General features: G+C 71.0%; 22 protein-coding genes. 15 read left to right on the top strand and 7 right to left on the bottom strand.

Annotated elements, in window-relative coordinates:
• Window positions 1–48 precede the first annotated feature (48 nt).
• From OG407_RS27290 to OG407_RS27270, 5 genes are all read left to right on the top strand, one after another.
• Complete coding sequence (locus OG407_RS27290) at window positions 49–966, top strand: hypothetical protein (RefSeq protein WP_405862002.1); 918 nt, start codon at window positions 49–51, stop codon at window positions 964–966.
• Window positions 963–2,408, top strand: a complete 1,446-nt coding sequence (locus OG407_RS27285; RefSeq protein ID WP_405862000.1) for a peptidoglycan-binding protein — start codon at window positions 963–965, stop codon at window positions 2,406–2,408. Before OG407_RS27290 ends, OG407_RS27285 begins: the two co-directional genes overlap by 4 nt.
• A gap of 47 nt (window positions 2,409–2,455) precedes the next feature.
• Window positions 2,456–3,109 (top strand): ABC transporter ATP-binding protein, encoded by a 654-nt coding sequence (locus tag OG407_RS27280; RefSeq protein ID WP_405868628.1) that lies wholly within the window; start codon window positions 2,456–2,458, stop codon window positions 3,107–3,109.
• Complete coding sequence (locus OG407_RS27275) at window positions 3,106–4,365, top strand: ABC transporter permease (protein ID WP_405861998.1); 1,260 nt, start codon at window positions 3,106–3,108, stop codon at window positions 4,363–4,365. Before OG407_RS27280 ends, OG407_RS27275 begins: the two co-directional genes overlap by 4 nt.
• A 130-nt stretch (window positions 4,366–4,495) precedes the next feature.
• Entirely contained in the window at window positions 4,496–5,506 is a 1,011-nt protein-coding gene (locus tag OG407_RS27270; protein ID WP_405861996.1) for a cytochrome c oxidase assembly protein, read from the top strand.
• A 10-nt stretch (window positions 5,507–5,516) separates the two neighbouring features.
• On the opposite strand, the gene OG407_RS27265 is transcribed toward OG407_RS27270, so the two are convergent.
• Window positions 5,517–6,155, bottom strand: coding sequence for a TetR/AcrR family transcriptional regulator (locus OG407_RS27265; protein ID WP_405861994.1), 639 nt, complete (start codon window positions 6,153–6,155; stop codon window positions 5,517–5,519).
• Window positions 6,156–6,269: 114 nt separating this feature from the next.
• On the opposite strand from OG407_RS27265, the gene OG407_RS27260 reads away from it, so the two are divergent.
• A complete protein-coding gene (locus OG407_RS27260) occupies window positions 6,270–7,124 on the top strand; it encodes an SDR family oxidoreductase (RefSeq protein WP_405861992.1) in 855 nt (284 codons plus the stop codon).
• Between the two features lie 212 nt (window positions 7,125–7,336).
• On the opposite strand, the gene OG407_RS27255 is transcribed toward OG407_RS27260, so the two are convergent.
• From OG407_RS27255 to OG407_RS27240, 4 genes are all read right to left on the bottom strand, one after another.
• Window positions 7,337–9,160: a copper resistance CopC/CopD family protein gene (locus OG407_RS27255; RefSeq protein ID WP_405861990.1), complete on the bottom strand. Its 1,824-nt coding sequence runs from the start codon at window positions 9,158–9,160 to the stop codon at window positions 7,337–7,339.
• A gap of 165 nt (window positions 9,161–9,325) precedes the next feature.
• Window positions 9,326–10,117: an SDR family NAD(P)-dependent oxidoreductase gene (locus OG407_RS27250; protein WP_405861988.1), complete on the bottom strand. Its 792-nt coding sequence runs from the start codon at window positions 10,115–10,117 to the stop codon at window positions 9,326–9,328.
• A complete protein-coding gene (locus OG407_RS27245; protein ID WP_405868626.1) occupies window positions 10,105–10,587 on the bottom strand; it encodes a cupin domain-containing protein in 483 nt (160 codons plus the stop codon). The genes OG407_RS27250 and OG407_RS27245 overlap by 13 nt, the downstream gene beginning before the upstream one ends.
• Before the next feature lie 18 nt (window positions 10,588–10,605).
• The gene (locus OG407_RS27240; RefSeq protein ID WP_405861986.1) at window positions 10,606–13,323 is read right to left on the bottom strand and encodes a GNAT family N-acetyltransferase; all 2,718 of its coding nucleotides are present in this window, start codon (window positions 13,321–13,323) and stop codon (window positions 10,606–10,608) included.
• 89 nt (window positions 13,324–13,412) lie between these two features.
• Here OG407_RS27240 and OG407_RS27235 point away from each other — a divergent pair, with 89 nt between their 5' ends.
• The 5 genes from OG407_RS27235 to OG407_RS27215 all read left to right on the top strand — a co-directional run bounded on the left by OG407_RS27235 (window position 13,413) and on the right by OG407_RS27215 (window position 16,244).
• Complete coding sequence (locus tag OG407_RS27235) at window positions 13,413–14,135, top strand: siderophore-interacting protein (RefSeq protein WP_405861984.1); 723 nt, start codon at window positions 13,413–13,415, stop codon at window positions 14,133–14,135.
• A 118-nt stretch (window positions 14,136–14,253) separates the two neighbouring features.
• Window positions 14,254–14,859 (top strand): HhH-GPD-type base excision DNA repair protein, encoded by a 606-nt coding sequence (locus tag OG407_RS27230; RefSeq protein ID WP_405861982.1) that lies wholly within the window; start codon window positions 14,254–14,256, stop codon window positions 14,857–14,859.
• A 122-nt stretch (window positions 14,860–14,981) separates the two neighbouring features.
• Window positions 14,982–15,650 (top strand): HdeD family acid-resistance protein, encoded by a 669-nt coding sequence (locus OG407_RS27225; protein WP_405861980.1) that lies wholly within the window; start codon window positions 14,982–14,984, stop codon window positions 15,648–15,650.
• Between the two features lie 78 nt (window positions 15,651–15,728).
• Window positions 15,729–16,067, top strand: a complete 339-nt coding sequence (locus OG407_RS27220) for a hypothetical protein (RefSeq protein ID WP_405861978.1) — start codon at window positions 15,729–15,731, stop codon at window positions 16,065–16,067.
• Window positions 16,068–16,121: 54 nt separating this feature from the next.
• Entirely contained in the window at window positions 16,122–16,244 is a 123-nt protein-coding gene (locus OG407_RS27215; RefSeq protein WP_019054906.1) for a hypothetical protein, read from the top strand.
• 30 nt (window positions 16,245–16,274) lie between these two features.
• Here OG407_RS27215 and OG407_RS27210 read toward each other — a convergent pair whose 3' ends face one another.
• Window positions 16,275–17,795, bottom strand: a complete 1,521-nt coding sequence (locus OG407_RS27210; RefSeq protein WP_405861975.1) for a helicase HerA-like domain-containing protein — start codon at window positions 17,793–17,795, stop codon at window positions 16,275–16,277.
• A gap of 105 nt (window positions 17,796–17,900) precedes the next feature.
• Here OG407_RS27210 and OG407_RS27205 point away from each other — a divergent pair, with 105 nt between their 5' ends.
• The gene (locus OG407_RS27205; RefSeq protein ID WP_003999914.1) at window positions 17,901–18,197 is read left to right on the top strand and encodes a type II toxin-antitoxin system VapB family antitoxin; all 297 of its coding nucleotides are present in this window, start codon (window positions 17,901–17,903) and stop codon (window positions 18,195–18,197) included.
• Between the two features lie 150 nt (window positions 18,198–18,347).
• Window positions 18,348–18,980: a LytR C-terminal domain-containing protein gene (locus tag OG407_RS27200; protein WP_403589881.1), complete on the top strand. Its 633-nt coding sequence runs from the start codon at window positions 18,348–18,350 to the stop codon at window positions 18,978–18,980.
• A gap of 156 nt (window positions 18,981–19,136) precedes the next feature.
• Here OG407_RS27200 and upp read toward each other — a convergent pair whose 3' ends face one another.
• On the bottom strand, window positions 19,137–19,772 hold the full coding sequence (gene upp, locus OG407_RS27195) for a uracil phosphoribosyltransferase (protein WP_026150077.1): 636 nt from the start codon (window positions 19,770–19,772) through the stop codon (window positions 19,137–19,139).
• 97 nt (window positions 19,773–19,869) lie between these two features.
• Here upp and OG407_RS27190 point away from each other — a divergent pair, with 97 nt between their 5' ends.
• The gene (locus OG407_RS27190; RefSeq protein ID WP_327402909.1) at window positions 19,870–20,064 is read left to right on the top strand and encodes a hypothetical protein; all 195 of its coding nucleotides are present in this window, start codon (window positions 19,870–19,872) and stop codon (window positions 20,062–20,064) included.
• A 243-nt stretch (window positions 20,065–20,307) separates the two neighbouring features.
• Window positions 20,308–20,847, top strand: coding sequence for a hypothetical protein (locus OG407_RS27185; RefSeq protein WP_405868624.1), 540 nt, complete (start codon window positions 20,308–20,310; stop codon window positions 20,845–20,847).
• The last annotated feature ends 50 nt before the right edge of the window (window positions 20,848–20,897 follow it).

The following is a 20,897-nucleotide window of genomic DNA, read 5'->3' as shown; positions in this document are numbered from 1 at the left end:
AAATTCGGCACGCCCAGAATCACGCCCAGAATCACGCCCGGAACACGTATGTCCGCCCTGGTCCTCGGTCTCGGCCTGCTCCCCCTCCTCGCCGCCTGCGGTGGCGGCTCCGACAACAAGTCGGCCGCCGGCAACGGGAGTTCGGATTCGAGCGCGGCCACGACGACAGTCAACGGCGCCACCCAACTCACCGTCCCGGACGGCGTGAACGACGCGACGAAGAAGGAGTACATCCAGGAGAACGCCATCGCGGTCTGCATGAAGAAGCAGGGGTTCACCTACACCCCGCACGTGCGGACCTCGACCGGGGCCGACTCGTTCACCGCGGTCGACGGGGAGGACTACGCGCGGGCGAAGCAGTTCCGGCAGAAGTACGGCTTCGGGTACTACGCCGGCGCCGTCTACCCGAACGACCCCAACGTCCCTTTCAGCAAAGCCGCGACGGCCAAGCGGACCTCACCTCAGGACCAGGACGAGGTCGGTCTGACCGACGCCCAGAAGAAGGCGTACGACATCGCGCTGACCGGTCCCCCGGCCAAGACCAAGGCGGAGGAGAAGGTCGGCGGGTGCTCGGAGGTGGGGCGGGTCGCGGCGCACGGGCCGGCGCTCAGCGCGGCGGCCGAGAAGAACGCGGAGAAGGCCCGCGCCGACCAGAACCACGCCAACGGCCTCGCGCTCAACGGTGACGCCCAACTCGTCCAGCTCGCGCAGCAGTTCGCGAGCTGCCTGACCGGTCAGGGCATCTCGGTCAGCACCACCCAGCCGACCGGCCTGGTCTCCATGGTCCGCCTCGACATCTCCCGCCAACTGCCGGAGAACTTCATGTCGTTGAGCAAGGACGGCGCGCTGCCGCTCCTCAACAAGGACATCGGCATCGCCCTCAAGGACCTGGAGTGCGGCAGGAAGTTCCGCGCCGCCTACTTCCCCAAGGAGAAGGCCAAGCCCTACTACGGGGAGAACGGATGAGCCGCCCGCGGGAGGACGCGACCAGCCGAATCGGCAGCGGTCGTAGGCGACTTGGGGTCGTTGTCTCGGCGGTTGTGCTGGTCGGGGCGGGTGGGTGGTTCGCCGGTACGCGGGTGCAGTCGCCCGCGGATGCCGCCGCCTCGCATCAGGCGCCGAAGGCCGGGCCCGTGACGGTGGCGGTCGTACGGCAGTCGCTCACCGCGAGTGTGGTGGCGACCGGGTCGGTCGAGTTCGCGTCACCGCGGCCGTTGTCGCTGGCCGGGCCGGTCGGCAGCGGGGCGGCGGCCGGGGCGGACGGTGAGGGTGCCGAGCAGCGGGTCACCAAGGCGCCGGTGGCCGGTACGAAGATCAAGGAGGGCGATGTCCTGATGAGGGTCAACGGCCGTCCGGTGTTCGCGCTCGGTGGTTCCGTACCGATGTACCGCGCGCTGGGGCCCGGCACCTCGGGCGACGATGTGACACAGCTTCAGAAGGCTTTGAAGCGGCTCGGGTTCGACCCCGGCGGCACCAGCGGGACGTACGGGCAGGGGACCGCCACCGCCGTCGCCGACTGGTACAAGAGCGAGGGGTACGACGCCCAGGAACCGAGCCCCGCCGATCAGCAGCAGCTCGGCTCGCTCGAACAGGCCGTCTCCGCCGCGCAGGAGGCGCTCCTCACCACCAACAGCGGTGCTGGTGAGGAGAGTTCCAGTGATTCCGGGTCGTCCAGCACCCCCGCTCCTCAGTCCAGCACGGACAAGCAGGTCCACAAGATTCAGGTCAAGTCCGCCCAGAAGGCTCTGGACTTGGCGAACGGCGCGCTCAGCGGCTTCAAGGCCACCTACGGTACGAAGGTCCCGGCCGGCGAGGTCGTCTTCCTGCCGAAGCTGCCCGCGCGGCTGGACAAGGTGAGCGTGAAGACGGGCGACACCCCGTCCGCCCAGATCGGCACGGTGACCAGCTCCGACGTGGTCGTGCAGGCGGCCGTCCCCGGCACCGACGCCCAGCTCCTGCGGCACGGCATGACCGCCCAACTGACCACGGCGGACGGCAAGTCGGTGCAGGGTACGGTCGACGTCGTGGCGGACGGTTCCGATTCCTCGTCGGGTGCGGACTCCGCCGCTACGGCCCCCTCCACCACCGACGACACGAACTCCGCCTCCGCCTCCACCGCCGCCGTCCAGGTGCGGATCACCGTCCCGGAACCCGGGCCGCTCGCCGGTGAGGCCGAGGCCGCCGTGAAGGTGACCATCAAGGTCGGGGCCTCCGACGGCAAGGTGCTGACCGTGCCGATGGCCGCGATCCACACCTCGTCCGACGGACGGGCCCGGGTCAAGGTCGAGCGCGGCGACGTCGTGACCGACGTCCATGTGACTGTCGGGCTCTCCGCCGCCGGGGTCGTCGAAGTCAAGGCGGACGGGGGCGCGTTGAAGGCGGGCGAGAGGGTGGTGGTGGGCGAGTGACCGACACCGTGGTCGATACCGTCATTCAACTCACCGGTGTGGAGCGGATGTTCCCCTCCGATCCGCCCGTGCACGCCCTGCGCGACGTCCACTTGACCGTCCGGCGTGGCGAACACCTGGCCATCGTCGGACCGTCCGGTTCGGGGAAGTCCACGCTGCTCAACACGCTCGGGCTGCTGGACCGGCCCACGGCGGGGTCGTATCGGCTGGACGGGGTGGAGACCACCGGGCTCGGCGATCTCGAACGAACTTCCCTGCGGGGAAGCCGGATCGGGTTCGTGTTCCAGTCCTTCCACCTGTTGCCGTACCGGACGGTCGACGAGAACGTGATGCTGGCCGAGGCGTACCGCAGGCAGCGACCCGGACGGGAGCGGGGTGGGCGGCTCGCCCGCGCCCATCAGGCCCTGGAACAGGTGGGGTTGGGGCACCGGGTGGGTTTCCGGCCCGACCGGCTGTCCGGCGGTGAACGTCAACGGGTCGCCATCGCACGGGCGTTGCTCAGCGACCCGGCGCTGCTGCTCTGCGACGAGCCGACCGGCAACCTGGACACCGAGAACACCCTCTCCGTGCTGGAACTCTTCGACGACCTGTGTGCCCAGGGCATGACCCTGGTCGTGATCACCCACGACGAGGCGGTCAGCCGTCGGGCCGGGCGGCGGGTCCGGATCACCGACGGGCGCCTGGCCGAGGAGGGCAAGTGAGCCTCGTAGAAAGGGAGATGGAGGCGACGGCGCCGGTCGAGCGGCCCTGGATGGATCCCCGGGACCTGTGGACGGAGGCCCTCGCGGGGGTCCTCGCCCGGCCGGTGCGGTCCGCGCTGACCACGCTCGGCACGGTCCTCGGCATCACCACGCTCGTCATCACCATCGGGGTCGCGTCCACCGCGGGCAACCAGATCGTGGGCCGGTTCGACGCGCTCACCGCGACCTCGGTGACCGTGACCGTGCCGGAACCGCTGCCCGGTGCGGAGGACGCCGGGCCGTTGGTGCCCTGGTCGGGGACCGACGCCGTGGCGCGGCTGGCGGGGGTGGAGTCGGTGGCCGCGCTCGCCGACTCGGACGCGACCGACAGCGTGCTCGTGCGGGCGAACGACGTGACCGCGCCCGGCGACCTGTCCGGCCAGACCCTCGCCGTGGTCGCCGCCTCGGCGGGCCTGCCCGCGGCCGTGCACGGGCGGATGACCGCGGGACGGTTCTACGACGCCGGGGACATCGCCCGGCGCGACCACGTCGTCGTGCTCGGCGACCAGGCGGCCCAACTCCTCGGCATCAAGCGGGTGGAGGACGCGCCCGCGGTCTTCTTCCGCGGGCAGTCGTACACCGTCATCGGCGTCCTCGGCGGGATCCGGCGCGAGGCGCGGCTGTCCACCGCCGTCATGGTGCCGCCCACCACCGCGGCCGACCGCATCGGGCTGCGGAACGTCACCCGCGTACTGGTCGACACGGCGCTGGGCGCGGCCAAGCAGGTCGCGCGCCAGGCACCGATCGCGCTCGCGCCCGGACACCAGGACTCGCTCGCCGTCGTGGCACCGCCCGACCTCTCCAAGGCCCGTGCCGGCGTCCAGAACGACGCCAACAGCCTCTTCCTGGTCCTCGGCCTCGTCTCCCTCGTGGTCGGCGCGATCGGCATCGCCAACGTCACCCTGGTGACGGTGATGGAACGGGTCGGCGAGATCGGGCTACGGCGCTCCCTGGGCGCGTCACGGCGCCAGGTGGCCGGACAGTTCCTGCTGGAGTCGACGACCATCGGGCTGCTGGGGGGAGTCGTGGGCGCGGCCCTGGGCATCGCGGTCGTGGTGTGCGTCGCCGTGTTCAAGGAGTGGACGCCGGTGCTGGATCTGCGGCTCGCGCTGGGCGCGCCGCTCGCGGGTGCGCTCGTCGGGCTGCTCGCGGGGCTGTATCCGTCGCTGCGGGCGGCTCGGATGGAGCCGGTGGACGCGTTGCGCGCACCGTCGTAGGACGATTCCGCCGTCGAACGAGACTGGTCAAGGGGGCGGGTCCGCGGCGCGGCGCTCCGCCGCATAGAGTGCTGCGGCAGATCCGACAGAACCGGCAGAACCACCGAGCCGTCCGTGGAGGTAGATCGCGATGGAGACCCCGCCGCAGCTCACCTTGGGTCGGCTGTTCTCCTCGTGGCAGGCGGACGTCCCCGCGCTGCTGGTCGTCGTACTCCTCGGCGGCCTGTACGGCTGGGGCGTCCTGCGGCTGAGGCGGCGCGGCGAGGCCTGGCCGGTGGCGCGGACCCTCGCGTTCGCGCTGCTCGGCCTCGGCACGATCGTGGTCGCGACGATGTCCGCGCTCGCCGTGTACGACCGTGTGCTGTTCTGGCCGGCCGCCGTCCAGAACGTCCTCCTCGACCTGATCGCCCCGCTCGGCCTGGCCCTGGGCGATCCGCTACGGCTGGCTCTGCGCGCCCTGCCCGAACGTGCCGCGGGCCGCGCGCAGGGGGCGATGACCGGCCGGCTGTTCCGGCTGCTCACGTTTCCCCTGGTCAGTACGGCCCTGGTGCTGGCGACCGAGCTGACGATCTACTTCACGCCGTACTTCGAGACCGCCCTCGCCGACAACTGGCTGCACCAGCTGATGTACCTCCATCTGCTGCTCGCCGGGAGCCTGTTCGTGCTGCCGGTGCTCACCCGGGAGGAGGCGCTGCCCGCCTGGTGCACGCATCCGGTGCGGGCGGGGCTGGTGTTCGTCGACGGGATCATCGACGCGGTACCGGGGATCGTGGTGATGACCCACGGCACGCTGATCGCCGGGTCCTGGTACCTCAGCCACTCCCCGTCCTGGGCCCCCGACGTCCAGCACGACCAGCAGCTCGGCGGCGGCGCGATGGTCAGCATCGCCGAACTGGTCGCCCTCCCCTTCCTGCTCGCGATCCTGGTCCAGTGGGCGCGCACGGAACGCGCCGAGACGGTCGCGCTGGACCGGCGGCTGGACACGGAACTGGAAGTGGTCCGGGCGATGCCCGCGAAGACCTCGACGGGGACGGCGGCGGGGGCTGAAACGGGGACTTCTACTGAAGGGCCCGATCTCGTACGCCCCTGGTGGGAGACCGAGAACAGCGAGGTCGCGCAGCGGATCCGGGGTCAGCGCTAGCGACTGGCTCTCAGACCCGGCTGTCCAGACCGTCCAGGCTGTCCAACTCCCTTGTCAGCCGGGCCCCTTCGCGGGTCATGATCTCCGGGTCACGCAACGCGTTGGAGAGCAACGACATCCCCTGATAGGCACCGATCAGGGTCAGGGCGAGGCCTTCGGGGTCGGCCGCGCCGAGCTGCCGGTACTGCTCCGCCACCCAGTCCACCAACCGCCGTATGACCTGGCCCGCGGCGAGATCGAGGCCGTCCTCGTAGCGCTTGTCCAGCTCTACGGCGAGCGTGCCCATGGGGCAGCCGTGGCGGGCCGCGGTGTCCTTCTGGTCGACCCAGCCGCCGATGAGCGCCTTGAGGCGTTCGCGCGGGTCGGGGAGCCGGTCCAGCCGGGCGGTCAGGGTCTCCAGGTTGCCGGTGTGCTCGGAGAGGGCCGCCTCGATCAGCTCGTCCTTGGTCTTGAAGTAGTAGTAGACGTTGCCTGTCGGAACGTCGGCGGCGCGGGCGATGTCGGCGATGGTCGTGCGCTCCACGCCCTGCTCGTGCAGGACCCGGGCGGTGGCGGTGGTCAGTCGCTGCCGTTTGCCCGCGGCGGTGGGCCGGGCGGGCTTGGCGGGCGGCGCCGACCGGGCGGGCCGGGAATCCTTTGAGTCAGTCACCTGACTAACTATAGACAGACCAACCATGGACAACCGAGGGGTCGGTCGTGTTAGCTTCTTCTCGACGGAGTTAGTCAGCCAACTAACTCACACACGCGTGACGGGGGTAACGACATGATCGTGGTGACAGGGGCGACCGGGAACGTGGGACGGACGCTGGTGCGGATCCTCACGGAGGACCAGGTCCCGGTGACGGCCGTGGCCCGGCACATCGACGAGGCCCAAGTGCCGCCCGGGGTGCGGGCGGTGGCCGCCGACCTGGCCGAACCGGACGGTCTGCGGGGCGCGTTCGAGGGGGCCGAGGCACTGTTCCTGCTGGTGGCGGGCGAGCGGCCGTACGACATTCTGGACATGGCCAAGTCGGCCGGTGTCCGGAAGGTGGTGCTGCTGTCCTCGCAGGGGGCCGGGACCCGTCCGGAGGCGTACGCGCATCCGCGTCAATTCGAGGCTGCCGTACGGGAGTCGGGGCTCGACTGGACGATCCTGCGGTCGGGCGGGCTGGACAGCAACGCGTTCGCCTGGGCCGAGTCGATCCGCGCGCGGCGGACTGCGGCGGCGCCCTTCGGTGACGTAGGCCTGCCCTTCGTGGACCCCGACGACGTGGCCGCGGTCGCTGCCGCCGTACTGCTCACCGACGCGAACACGACCACGCACACGGGCGCGACCTACACCCTCACCGGCCCCGCGCCGACGACACCCCGCGCGCGGGCGGCGGCCATAGCGACCGCGCTCGGCGAGCCGGTGACCTTCGTGGAGCAAACCCGCGCGGAGGCCCATGAGTTGATGGCACGGTTCATGCCGCTGCCCGTGGTCGAGGGCACGTTGGCGCTGCTCGGCGAACCGACCGGGGAGGAGCAGCGTGTGAGCCCCGACGTCGAGCGGGTGCTGGGGCGGGCGCCGGGCGCGTTCGCGGGATGGGCCGAGCGGAACGTGGTGGCGTTCGAGGGGAACGTGGTGGCGTTCCGGTGACCGCCGCCGTCCGCGCGACCCGCGTGCTCGACTCGGCCATGTCCTACCGGGAGTCGGGCACCGGGGCGCCGATCGTGTTCCTGCACGGCAACCCGACCTCGTCGTACCTGTGGCGGAACGTCCTGCCGGGTGTGGGTACCGGGCGGCTACGAGTTCATGGAGGAGCCTCAGGCACTGGAGTGGCGGGCCGGCAAACAGCCCACCTGAACCAGCTACCTCACGATCCGCACCTGCCGGGACACACTCACCTGGTCCACGTCCGTCGTCCTGACCGTGACCTTCATCGTCCACGTCCCGGCGATCGGCAGGTTGAGGGAGTTGGTCCCCCAATAGCCGCCCTCGTCCTTGACGTTGGCGTCGAGGGGGCCGATCTTCTGGGCCGCGAGGGTGAAGGAGAGCCGGAGTTCGGGGACGGTGGCGAAACCGCCGTCGGGGCCGTAGACGACCGCCTCGACGGAGTTCTCGCCGACGCGGCCGGGGTCGAGGGTGATCTGTACCTTGCCGCCCGCGTTGCCGACGCGGAACGGGACGGTGGTGACCGAGGCCGCCGGTATCCCGGCCGGTGTCGCCGTCTTCTGCGCGTCCGCCGCGGCCCGGCCCGGGAGGGTGTTGGTCAGGAGTGTGGTGATCACCAACACCACGACACCGACGCCGACTTCGAACAGCACCGACCGGCGCAGTCCGCGCCGGTACCGGTCCTTGGACCCGTCACCCCGGTCCTGGGAGCCGTCACCCCGGTCCTGGGCACCATCGCCCCCGCCCTTGGAACCGTCACCGGGATGCGGGGCGCCCTCGCCCGCACCTCCCGAAGGCTCCCCCGAAGCCACCGCCCCGTCCGCCCCCGCCCGCACCAACTCCGGTACCCGAAGCCGCACTTCCGCCTCCACCAGCCGCCCCGTCCACCGCCGCGACCACCCCGCCACCGCGAGCAGCAGCGTCACCGCGCCGAGCTTCACGAGCAGGATGCGGCCGTACGACGTCCCGGTCAGGGCGTTCCAGGAGCCGAGGCCGCGCCAGGACTGGTAGATGCCGGTGACGACGAGGACGGTCACCGAGGCGAAGGCGAGGCGGGAGAAACGGGCGACCGGGGCCGCGTCGAGGTCCGACGAGCGGTAGAGGACGGTGAGCAGGGCCGTCAGGCCGCCCAGCCACACCGACATCGCGAGCAGATGCAGCACCGCCGAGGTCATCGCCACCGGTACCTGGATCCCGGCGGACGCGTGCTCCGCCGACGCCCAGGTCAGCGCCAGCCCGACCGCGAGGAGGGCACCCGTCCCCAGGGCCACCCGCCCGAACCGCTCCCGCCCCCGAAGTCGTAGGAGGAAGAAGGCTGTTGCGGCGATCAGGACCACCCGGGCCGCAAGTGCCAGGCCAGGGCGGGAAGTCAGCGTCTTCGGGATCGCGGAGGGTTCGAAGGCCGTGGCCAGGCCGGTGCCCGCTTCGTAGGGGGCGCGGAGGATCAGGAGGACGACCGTCGCCGCCAGCAGGGTCCACCAGCCCATCAGGATCGGCTTGTTGAGGACGGTCGGGTTCGGGGGGCGGCACAGGGCGACGAAGGTGGCGGTGCCGATGAGGAGGGCCGCGGCTATGTACGCGAAGTAGCGGGCTATGTCGTAGAGGCTGCCGGTGAGGGGTTCCTCGGTCGGGGCCGTGGTGATGGAGGTGGTGGTGGGGGAGGGTTTGCCGATGGAGAAGGTGAAGGCGCCCGAGACCGGGTGGCTGTCGGCCGAGACCACGCGCCAGGCGACCGTGAAGGTGCCGGTGCCGAGCTTGGCCGGGAGGGTCACGCTCGCCGTGTCGCCCGCGTCCTTCGCGTGGTGCGCGGAACTCGTCTTCACCCGCCGGTTGTCGGGGTCGTAGACGCGGAAGGAGTCGTCGAGGAGGGCGACGGACTCGGAGAAGGTGAGGGTGACGGTGCGGGGGGCGGACTTGAGGACGCTGCCGTCGGCGGGGTCGGTGGATTCGAGGGCGGCGTGCGCGGACGCGGTGCCCGCGGTGCCGAGGAGGAGCAGGACCAGCAGGGAGCCCAGCAGCACCAGCCCTTGAACTCCTCGCCGGCCGCCCCGTCCGGCGCCTCCGCCCTGTCCGCCGCCTCCGCCGCGTCCAAATCCTTGTCCCTCATTCCGTCGTCGGCGCACGTCACATCTCCGTCTTCGGACTTGCAGGTCTGCGGTTATGTACGGAGGAAACACACGTCACGCTCACCATGTGGGCCGCGCCGACACTCCGCCGTCCACGACCAGGTCGTGCCCGGTGACCCAGGAGGCGAGGCGCGACGCCAGGAACACACACGCGTCCCCGACGTCCTCCGGCCGCCCCAACCTCCCCGTCGGCGCCGCCTCCCGCCACCTCCGCACCCCGTCGGGCCACGCCTCCGCCAGCCCCTCCCGGTCGATCAGACCGGGCGAGACCGTGTTGACGCGGATGCCGTACGGGCCGTACTCCAGGGCGGCCGACCGCGCGTGCATGACGACGGCGGCCTTGGACGCGGAGTAGTGCGCGTGGAGGGCTGCCGGGGCGCTCGCCTCGATGGACGCGATGTGCGTCACCGTGCCACTGGCGCCGCCGTCTCCGCCCTGCTCCCTCATCACCTCGGCCGCCGCCTGTGTGCAGGCGAAGACGCTGGTCAGGTTGGTGTCGACGACCGTCCGCCAGTCCGCCGCGGTCATGCCGGGCAGGGGTTGGGTGGGCTGTACGCCCGCGTTGTTGACCAGTGCGGTGAGCCGTCCGCCGCTCCACTCGGCCGCCTCGCGGACCAGTCCGCGGCAGGCGTCGTCGTCGGTCAGATCGGCTTGCAGTACGACGGCTCGGGCGCCCAACTCCCGCACGCGGGAGGCGACTTCACCGGCCGCCTCCACAGCCGTACGACAATGGAGTACAACCCCGGCCGCACCTTCCTCCGCGAACCGCAGCGCGATCCCCCGGCCGATGCCGCCGCTCGCGCCCGTGACCAGGGCGAACTGGCCCTCCAGCAGGCGGCTCACGGGCGGCACAGCCCTGCGATGCGGGCGGCCTCGGCCGGGGTGCGGGCGTAGCGGGCGGTCAACTCGCCCGCGTCGCCGTGCTCGTAGCCGTCGTAGGTGAAACCGGGTGCCATCGTGCAGCCGAAGAACGACCACGCGCCGCCCGCCAGCACCCGCGCCCCCATCCAGGTGCCCCCGGGCACGGTGAACTGGACGTGTTGGCCGTGCAGCGGGTCCGCCCCGAGGACCGCCGTGCTCGACGTGCCGTCCGGGGCGAGGAGCAGGAGTTCGAGCGGGTCGCCGAGGTAGAAGTGCCAGACCTCGTCGGCGGGGAGGAGGTGGAGCGCGGAGAAGTCGTCCGCCGTGAGGAGGGCGACGATCGCGGTGCCCTCCGGGCGGCCGTCGGGCCGCGTCGGGCCCGCCCACGTCTGGCGGAACAGGCCGCCCTCGCGGGGGATCGGCTCCAGGTCGTAGTGCGCGACGAGGTCTTCAGGGGTCACTCCGGTCACTTCGGCAGGCTACGGGAAGGCCACCTCGCGGGGGAGAAACGCCAGTTGAGCGTGCTTTTCGGGGATGAAGACGTCCGGTATGTCCACCTCCGGGAGGGCGACCCTCGGCCCCGCCACGAACCCCTGCCGCAGGAACCGCGCGATCGCCTTCTCGTTCCGCACGTCCGGATCGACCACGACCCGACGCCGGTCCAGCCCGAGCAGAACATAGGAGGCGAGGACGCCCATCAGCGTCGCCGACCACCCGGGCCGGTCGCCGTCCGGTCCGGCGGGTGCGAGGAGGAGGTGGATGCCGATGTCTCCGGGTTCTACGGCGTAGCAGTCGCCGACGCGGTCGGCCGCGGGGTCGTAGGTCTGGAGGAGAGCGACGGGTTCGTCGTCCCTCGTGACCAGGTGGGCGTGGTGGGTGTCGAGGGTGCCCATGTGGGCGTAGATCTCGGTGACTTGGGACTGGGTGAGGCCGTTCATGCCCCAGAACGAGGCGCGTTGCTCACTGACCCAGCGGTGGATCGTCCCGGCGTCGGCGACCGGGTCGAGGGGGAGGATGCGGATGGTGCCGAAGCCGGCGATGTGTTGTGAGTGGACGTGCTCGCGAACGGGGGCGGTCTCCTCATGGAGTTCGAGGCGGGTGAAGTCGGTGATCACCGGGACCAGATCTCCCCTGAGCCACAAGGGCAGTTGATCGCGGTGGTGCGGTGAACCGGGCACCCCCGACGCCCCCAACGGCACCACCCACAGGCTGTCCTCCCGCCGGGCCAGGTCCCACACGAAACGGGCCGCCGGACCCCGCGCGCTCAGATCGGAGAGCCCGGGTACGGCGGAGGTGCACAGCACGCAGTCATGGTCACCGGACAGGCCGGGATCGGGAGTTGTGGCCGTCCCGGCGAACGCCCGCCAGGGAACGAGGCGATGGGTGTCACCCCACGTGCCGACCGGCTCGGCGGCAGCCTCCTCGACCGCCGCCCGTACGGTCTCCGGCCGGTCGATGCCGTACAACTCCCGTGCGCTCAGCAGGTGTTCGAGCGCGAAGGCGACGCGGGGGAGCAGCGCGAGCCACGGCGCGAACGCCTCCGGGTACGCGGGCGGTTCGGCCAGCGCGGCGAACGCGGGGTGGGCCGCGAGCCGTCGTACGACCGCGCCGCGCACGGCCGCGTAGGCGGCGGCGTCGGTGCTGTCGGCGTCCATGCGGCGGTCCCAGGCGAGCAGCCGTTCGCGGAGTGCGGAGGCCTCGGGGGTGAGGTCGGTGAGTGCGGCGAGTTGGTCCAACAGGGGTGTGGCGGAGCCGAGATGGGTGTCCATGTGGATCGCGGGCATGTCGGCGGCGGACCACTTCTCGCGCTCGGCGAGCAGTGCGGTGATGCGGTCGGCGCGGTGGCTCGGGGCGAACTCGACGCCGAGCGGGGTGGCGGGGCCGCGCTGGTTGGCCATGACGGCGATGCCGTCGTCGGTGAGGTGTCCGCGGGGTGGTTCGTGCCAGCCGTGCCACTCATGACCGGGTTCCCAGGCGGGGACGAGCCGGGTGCGGTTGGCCTCGGCGCGGATCGGCACCCGGCCCGCGACCCGGTGCAGCAGGCCGCCCTCGGTGTCGGCGGCCTGGACGACGTTGACGGGTTCGGCCCAGTCGTCGAACGCCCGGTCCACGTCGGCGACTTGGCGGGCGCGGAGGAGGGGGAGGAGTGTGGTGAAGCCGAGGTCTTCGGTGACGCGGGGTGGGTAACGGAGGCTGACGGCGAGGGGCGGGGTGTCGGGCGGGGCGCTGCTGCCTCCGTCAAGCCCTTCCGGCTCACCGACGATGCCTCCGTCGAGCCCTTCCGGCCCGCCGATGACGACGGGCCCGCGCTCGGTCTCGATCACCTCGACCTCGACGGGCTCCTCCCCCGCCACCTCGATGACCTCCGTGTGCCGGGCGGCGCGGCGCCAACTCCCGTCCGGGCCGAGGGCTTCCACCCCGGCGCCGGTGCGGCGCAACCGTTCCCGGTACAGATCCTGGTAGTCGGCCATGGCGTTGGTGATGGCCCACGCGACCTTGCCGGTGTGCCCGAAGTGGGCGATACCGGGGACACCGGGCACGGTGAGGCCGACGACGTCGAACTCCGGGCAGGAGAGGTGGACTTGCTGATACACACCGGGGTCTTCGATGAAGCGATGCGGATCCCCGGCGAGCACGGCCCGCCCGCTCGCGGTCCGTTCCCCTCCCACCAGCCACCCGTTACTGCCGGAGGTACCAGGGCCGTCTGTGGCGAACAGCCCGACCGCGTCCGGCCCGAGGTGCCGTATCGCCTCCTCGCGCCAGAGTTTCGCGGGGAACCCGGCGAAGAGGATGTGGGTGGCCAGCCAGATACCGAGGGGGGTCCAGGGGGCCCAATGTCCGGGGGCTAGACCGGAGTTGGCGAACTCGGAGGCCGAAGTCCCTTCCACCAGCCCCTCATTGACCCCGTCGACATACGCCCGAACCCAGCGCGCGGTCTCCGGATCCCGTCGCTCCAGGGCCTCGAAACAGCGCCTCGCCGTGTCGTCGAGCCGCACGCGCCGTGCGAAGAGATCCCAGGGCAGGGCATGGACGCCGAGGAAAGAGGCCGACGTGCCCTGTGCCCGATGCCGTTCGACCTCGATCTGCCAGCCGCGGTCGAGGGCGGTGACGCGGCCCTGGGCGCGGGCCAGCTCGTCGGCGTTGTCGGCGCGCAGGTGGGGGATTCCCCAGGCATCTCGGTAAATCTGGGTTGTCACCCTGCGACCTCTCTGTATTGTGGCTGTTTTTTAGGTTAGCCTTGCCTAAGTTACTCGTGGGGAAAGCGTACGCGAAGGGTGAAGAGGCGATGGTGCAGGGGCGCGGTTGGGAGGGCGCGGTTCTCAAGCTGCTGCGCGCGAAGGACTTCGAGTTCACGGTGACACGGGCGGAGGACGTCACCCCGCACTACCGCCGCCTCCGCCTCACCGACGGCGGCATGCTCGCGGCGACCGGCGTCCACCCGACGATGTGGGTCCGCCTCTGGTTCGACAACGCGGGCAAGCCCCACCAGCGGGCGTACACCCTGGTCGACCCCGACCCGGCGGCCGGCACGTTCGGCCTCGAATTCGCCCTGCACGAGGGGTGCGCGAGCGACTGGGCACGGGCCGCGAAGCCCGGCGACACGATCGAGGCGACGGTCCAGGGCACGGGGTTCGAGGAGCCCACCCCGGCCCCCTCCCACCTCTTCGTTATCGGCGACCCGGCGTCGCTGCCCGCGATCAACTCGCTGCTTTTGGCGGTGAGTTCAACGGTGCCGGCGGTCCCGGCGACCATCTGGTTCGAGGGCGGGACCGAGGGCCTGCCGTTCCGCACCGACCCGCCCCGACACGAGGTCCGCCGCCTCTCCCGGGGCCAACTCGCCGAGCGGGTACGGGCGGAACTCCCCGGCCTCCTCAAGGACACCCCCGATCCCTACGTCTGGATCACCTGCGACACGACGACGACGCGGGGGCTGTCGTCGTACGTACGCAAGGAGCTGGGGGTGCGGCGGGAGCGGGTGCACGCGTTGGGGTACTGGCGGGCGTCCTGAGCCCGGAGGGGACCCTGTTCGCGGAAATGTGACACTCAGGGCCCTGAGTGTCACATTTCCGCGCCTCACCCTCCCGGGGCAGCGGGCATCCCCCGCCCACACGCGCCATCATCGACCCATGGACGCAACCCTTCACCTCGCCCAGGACCCCGCCGCCGACGAACTCCTCGGCCGTTCCCCGCTCGCCGCGCTGGTGGGGATGCTGCTCGATCAGCAGGTGCCGATGGAGTGGGCGTTCAAGGGGCCTCGGACGATCGCCGACCGGCTCGGGGCCGCGGATCTGGACGCGCAGGAGATCGCGGCACAGGACCCCGAGGCCTTTGCCGCGCTGCTCTCCGAGAAACCTGCCGTGCATCGCTACCCGGGGTCCATGGCCAAGCGGATCCAGCAGCTCTGCCAGTACCTCGTCGAGCACTACGACGGGGACGCGAGCGGTGTCTGGGAGGGCGTCGGTACCGGGGCCGAGCTGCTCAAGCGGCTTGAGGAGTTGCCCGGGTTCGGGAAGCAGAAGGCGCAGATCTTCCTCGCCCTGCTCGGCAAGCAGCTCGGGGTCACGCCGAAGGGATGGCGGGAGGCCGCCGGGGCGTACGGCGAGGCGAAGTCCTACCGTTCCGTCGCCGACATCACCGGGCCCGAGTCGCTGGCCAAGGTCCGCGCCCACAAGCAGGAGATGAAGGCCGCGGCCAAGGCGGCGAAGGCAACCAAGGCCTCCGGCGGCAAGTAACCGCCTCGGCATCCACCCGGCAACCACCCAACGACGAGTAGCCCCCGACAACCCCCGCACCCCCGTCAGCCAGGTGGCCCGCCCCGGTGGCGGTCAGTCCATCCCCGGTCAAAACATGGACCATGACCGAGGCACCGAGCGGCCCCTCCTGGGGCCCGGAGTTCGACGACCGCCGCGCCCACGACACCCGTGTCCCGCGCGCCCCCCATGACGAGCCGGAACCGGAATTCGAAGGGCCCCTCTTCGCCCTCTCCAAAGCCGCCTGGCAGGTCGTCCTGCTCACCGGCGTCGCGTCCCTCATCCTCGGCGTGCTGGTCCTCGTATGGCCCGGCGCGTCCCTCTTCGCGGCCGGGATCCTCTTCGGCCTCTACCTGCTGATCAGCGGCATCTTCCAGCTGGTCGCCGCCTTCGGCACGCACCGGGCGACCTCGCTGCGCGTGCTGGCGTTCATCAGCGGCGCGCTGTCGATCGTGCTGGGGCTGTTCTGTTTCCGCGGGCCGATGCAGTCGATCCTGCTGCTCGCCCTGTGGATCGGCATCGGCTGGCTGATCCGGGGCATCACGCAGACCCTGGCCGCGATCCACGACCGGACGATGCCCGCCCGCGGCTGGCAGATCTTCCTCGGGATCGTCACCTTCATCGCCGGCATCGTGCTGATCGACTCCCCGTTCCGCTCGGTCGCCGTCCTCACCCTCGTCTGCGGCATCTGGCTGGTCGCGGTCGGCGTCGTCGAGATCGTCACGGCCGTCCGGATGAGGAGCCACGCCGAGCAGGTGCCCCAGTCCCTGTGACGCTCGTTGGTAGGCCGTGCGGGCGGTTTACGCGCCCGCCGCGATGAACGCCGTACGGCCGCTGGGAGATGACCTTCCATGAGCACGAGGGTGCGCCCCGCACACAGCCTCCCCCGCAGCCGCGCCTGGCTGCGGGCCCTCGTGCTGCTGCTCGCCCTGCTCGTCCCGGGCACCCACGCCGACGTGCGCGCGACACCGGTCGCGTCGTCGTCCGTAGAGACGACCATCGAGTACGACCTCCTCGACACGGCTGCCGCTGCCCCACGGCCCCTCTCCCTCACCGTCCACCGGCCCGCCGTGCCCCTGCGGCCCGCGCCCGGCACGGCGTCCTCGGCCTCCCGGGTGCGTTCCTTCCCCGCCCCGGCCCGGCCCCCGTACACCCTCCGCGCTCTGCGCACCGTCGTCCTGCGCTGCTGACGGACCGGCCGTCCCCCGAGGTCAATCCGTCACCGCGACGCTAGGAACACAGCCATGCCCATCGACCCGTACGCGGTCCTGCGCGCCCTGTTGCGCGCGGAGGCCGTCCGCAACGCGCCCAAGCCGGAAGTCCGCCGACCCGAGCCGCAGCGGCCCCCGGAGGAACGGGCGCGCTGAGCTGCCGTAGGCAGAACGGCCCGGCGGGGGCTAGCGCTTCCGCCGGGCCGTGCCGAAGAGGGAGCGGGTGATCTCGCGGCCGATCTGGGTGCCGACCGATCGCGCGAGGGACTTGAACATGCCGCTGCCTACGACCTGTTGGACCATCGACTCGTCCTCCTTGGGCGGAGACTTCTTCGCTGCCGCCTTCGGTGTCTCCTGCGGCTGCGGCTGCCGCTCCGCCGTCGTCAGCTTCTCGTACGCCGACTCGCGGTCCACGGCCTGTGCGTAACGGCCGTAGAGGGACGAGGACTTGACCGCCGCGTCGAGGGTCGTCGCGTCGATCGGGCCCATCAGGGACTCGGGGGCGCGCAGGCGGGTGACGGCGACCGGGGTCGGGGCGCCGTTCTCGCTCAGGACGGTGACGACGGCTTCGCCGGTGCCCAGGCCCGTGAGGATCTCCTCCAGGTCGTAGGAGGAGTTCGGGAAGGTCTTCACCGTTGCCTTCAGGGCCTTCTGGTCGTCGGGGGTGAAGGCGCGGAGCGCGTGCTGGACGCGGTTGCCGAGCTGGGCGAGGACGTCGCCCGGCACGTCCTTCGGGGTCTGGGTCACGAAGAAGACGCCGACCCCTTTCGAGCGAATCAGGCGGACGGTCTGCGTGATGGAGTCCAGGAAGGCTTTTGAGGCGTCGTTGAAGAGCAGGTGCGCCTCGTCGAAGAAGAAGACGAGCTTCGGTTTGTCGGCGTCCCCGACCTCCGGGAGGTCGTGGAAGAGGTCGGCGAGCATCCACATCAGGAAGGTCGAGAAGAGCTGCGGTTTGTCCTGGACGGCGGGGAGTTCGAGGACGGAGACCATGCCCCGGCCGTCCGACGCCGTGCGCAGCAGCTCGCTCGTGTCGAAGTCCGGCTCACCGAAGAAGTCGGCCATGCCCTGCGCCTCGAAGGCCGTGAGGGAGCGCAGGATCACGCCGGCCGTGGCGGTGGACAGGCCGCCGATGTTCTTCAGTTCCGGCTTGCCCTCGTCCGAGGTCAGGAAGGTGACGACCGCCCGCAGGTCCTTGAGGTCGATCAGCTCCAGGCCCTTGGTGTCGGCGTAGTGGAAGATCAGGCCGAGGGACTGCTCCTGGGTCTGGTTGAGCTGGAGGACCTTGGAGAGCAGCACCGGGCCGAAGCCGGTGATCGTGGCCCGGACGGGGATGCCGTGGCCGATGCCTCCGAGGGCGTAGAACTCCGCCGGGAAGCCGGTCGCCGTCCACTGCTGCTTCACCTCGGCCGCCCGGCCCGCGACCTTGTCGTTCGTGACGCCGGGCGCCGAGATGCCCGACACATCGCCCTTCACATCCGCGAGGAACACCGGCACGCCCTGCGCCGAGAGCTGCTCGGCGATGAGCTGGAGGGTCTTGGTCTTGCCGGTGCCGGTGGCGCCCGCGACGAGGCCGTGGCGGTTGAGCATCGGGAGGGGGATGCGGATCTGCGCGTCGGGCAGACAGGCCCCGTCCCACAGCAGGGCCCCGAGGTCGAGTGCAGGTCCTGTGAAGGCGTAGCCCGCGGCGATCGACTCGCTGTCACTCATATCAGGCCCCTGTTCCCTTTTTGCCCTGCTTTGCTCCATCTTTTCCAGCGTCGCACTCCGTCTCCATGGCTGCGCCCGGAACGTCATGACCGGTAGGCTTTCCGTGTGATCTTCAAGCGCATCGGAAACGGCCGGCCGTACCCCGACCACGGCCGGGAGAGCACCCGGCAGTGGGCGGATGTCGCGCCGCGCCCGGTCCGCCTCGATCAGCTCGTGACGACCAAGGGCCAGCTCGACCTGGAAACCCTCCTCGCCGAGGACTCGACCTTCTACGGCGACCTCTTCGCGCACGTCGTGAAGTGGCAGGGCGACCTGTACCTGGAGGACGGCCTGCACCGCGCGGTCCGCGCCGCACTGCAACAGCGCCAGGTGCTGCACGCGCGTGTCCTTGAGCTGGACTGAGCGGCACCCTTCACCAGACCCCGGACGGTTGCCTTCCAGTAGGCCGTTCGTCCTTTCGGGTTGGTCTCGGCGCTGTCGAATGATCATCTAGTAGGCATCGCCGCCCGGGCGCACTACGCTGCGCTCATGAGCATGCTGACTCCCCCAGGCATGGGCGGCCAGTACCGGATCACGGGGGACAAATACCCGCGTATGCGCCGTCCGCGGCGCCGCGGGAGGCTCGTCCTCATGGTGGTCGCGTCCGTCGCCGTACTGGGTGTGGGCGGGTGGGGCACGTTGCAGCTCATCGACGTCTTCACCGGTGGCGGCAAACAGGCCTCGGCCGCCGGTTCCAAGGCCGCCTGCGCGTCCAAGGCGAGCCCCTCCGCGAGCACGGGCACGCGCACCGACTCCGCCGTACCGAAGCCCGCCCAGATCACCGTGAACGTCTACAACGCCACCCCCCGCAGCGGCCTCGCCAAGTCGACCGCCGACGAACTCAAGAAGCGCGGCTTCAAGATCGGTGACGTGGGCAACGCGTCCGCGCAGTGGGACAAGAAGGTCAAGGGCACCGGCGTGCTGCTCGGCCCCGCCTCCGCCCTCGACACCTCGCTGCCCGTCCTCGCCACCCAGCTGACCGGCGCCGAGCGCCGCACCGAGGCCACCCGCAAGGGCACCGCGGTCGACCTCGTCATCGGCACCGCCTTCAAGAACCTCACGGCGAAGACGGCCGCCGACAAGGCCCTGGCCGCGCTGGCCGGACCCGAGCCGACGGCCAGCGCGTCCCCGAAGGCGTGCTCGTAGCCGTACTGGAGCCGAGTCGTATGAGAGCGGTCGTACGAGAGCAGAGTCGTGCGCGAGCAGCCGTACGAGAGCTGTCGTAGGAGAGCTGTCGTACGGCAGCACCCGATTCCCGTACGGCAGGTAAGAGCCGTACGGGAATCGGGTGTTGACGGAGTCCTACTCGGCCGCGCCGTAGAGGCGGTCGCCCGCGTCGCCGAGGCCCGGGACGATGTAGCCGTGCTCGTTCAGGCGCTCGTCGACCGAGGCCGTCACGACGGTCACCGGGGTGCCCGCCAGTTCGCGTTCCATGACCTCGACGCCCTCGGGAGCGGCGAGCAGGACCACGGCCGTCACGTCGTCGGCGCCGCGCTTGATCAGCTCGCGGATCGCGGCGACCAGGGTGCCGCCGGTGGCCAGCATCGGGTCCAGGACGTACACCTGGCGGCCGGAGAGGTCCTCCGGCATGCGCGTGGCGTACGTGGAGGCCTGGAGGGTCTCCTCGTCGCGCACCATGCCCATGAAGCCCACCTCGGCGGAGGGCAGCAGCCGGACCATGCCGTCCAGCATGCCGAGGCCGGCCCGCAGGATCGGCACCACCAGCGGGCGCGGGTAGGACAGCTTGACGCCGGTGGTCGGGGCGACCGGCGTCGTGATGTCGACCTGTTCGGTGCGCACGTCGCGCGTGGCCTCGTAGGCGAGCAGGGTGACCAGCTCGTCGGCGAGGCGGCGGAAGGTCGCGGAGTCGGTGCGCCGGTCGCGCAGCGTGGTGAGCTTGTGGGCGACCAGGGGGTGGTCGACGACGTGGAGACGCATGTCCACAACAGTAGCCGCCGCTCCGTGCCTGCTCGCGCTGGCATCAAACCGCCCGTCCGGGGGAAAGTGGGAGGGACGGAAACGGGATGGTGAGCCGATGCCTGAGCGTGAGTCCCACGAAGACCCGTCACAGCACGACAGCCGGGAGACCGAGGCCGAGCGCAGGCGGCGCCGGGCCCAGTTCCTGCGCGAGCTGACCGAGGCGCGCGAGCTGCGCGACCGGGTCCAGCCCCGCCGCGCCAAGGTCGCGCGGCTGCGCCACGCCATGCGTATGCGCACGTTCCGCTGGTAGTTGAGGCCTGTCTCACAGCGGCCTGTAAGGCCAACCGGGTGCGTGCGTAAGGGGATCGCCGCGTACGATCCCGCTGGTGGTCGATCAAAACGGGCGGACACAGGGAGCCGAAGACGTCCCCTGAACGCCTTGTTTCTGCCACGATTCCGAGTGGGTGGGGCTCGGAGCACGAGCTCTCCCCGCCCGCAGCCTCAGCCGGGGGGACCTCCAACCGGCACACCTATGACCAGTGGGAGAGTCACGGTGTACTTCGCCGCACTGCTCGCGCGCACCGAAGACGGGTGGGAAGCGAGCGACACAGAGCTCGACGATGTCGAGAGCCTGTCGGACCTGGCCGAACTGGCCCGTGAAGCCTCGCCCGAGGACGACACGGTGCTGGTGCTCATCGAGCAGGAGGACGCCTGGTTCGGCGTCGTCCGCATCGACGGCGAGGACGACCCTCGGATCTTCGTCTCGGACGCCGCTGCCGCAGCCCGCAGCTCGTACGGCGAGATCCTGCTCACCGACGAGCTGCTCGGACGGGATCCGGACGACGACGACGCCGTCGATCTGGACTCCCTCGACCTCGACGGCACCGAGGACGGTGACACCGAGGAGCAGGACGACGACGAGGACGGCACCTCCTCGGCCGAGGCCGTTCCGCACAGCCCGGTCGGTGACCGCCAGATCCTGGACGACCTGGGCGTCGGCGAGAAGGAGCTGCTGCTCCTCGACGCGGACGACGCGCTGAGTTCCATCGCCGAGGCTCTGGGGGCCTCGGAGGTCCTGGAGACCGTCCGCTGACCACAGCACGCACAGAAGGGACTCCGGACCCGGTACGCGACCGCTGGCGG

The sequence above is a fragment of the Streptomyces sp. NBC_01515 genome, assembly GCF_045040345.1.
Lineage (GTDB): Bacteria > Actinomycetota > Actinomycetes > Streptomycetales > Streptomycetaceae > Streptomyces.
This window is presented reverse-complemented; position numbering and strand designations above follow the sequence as displayed.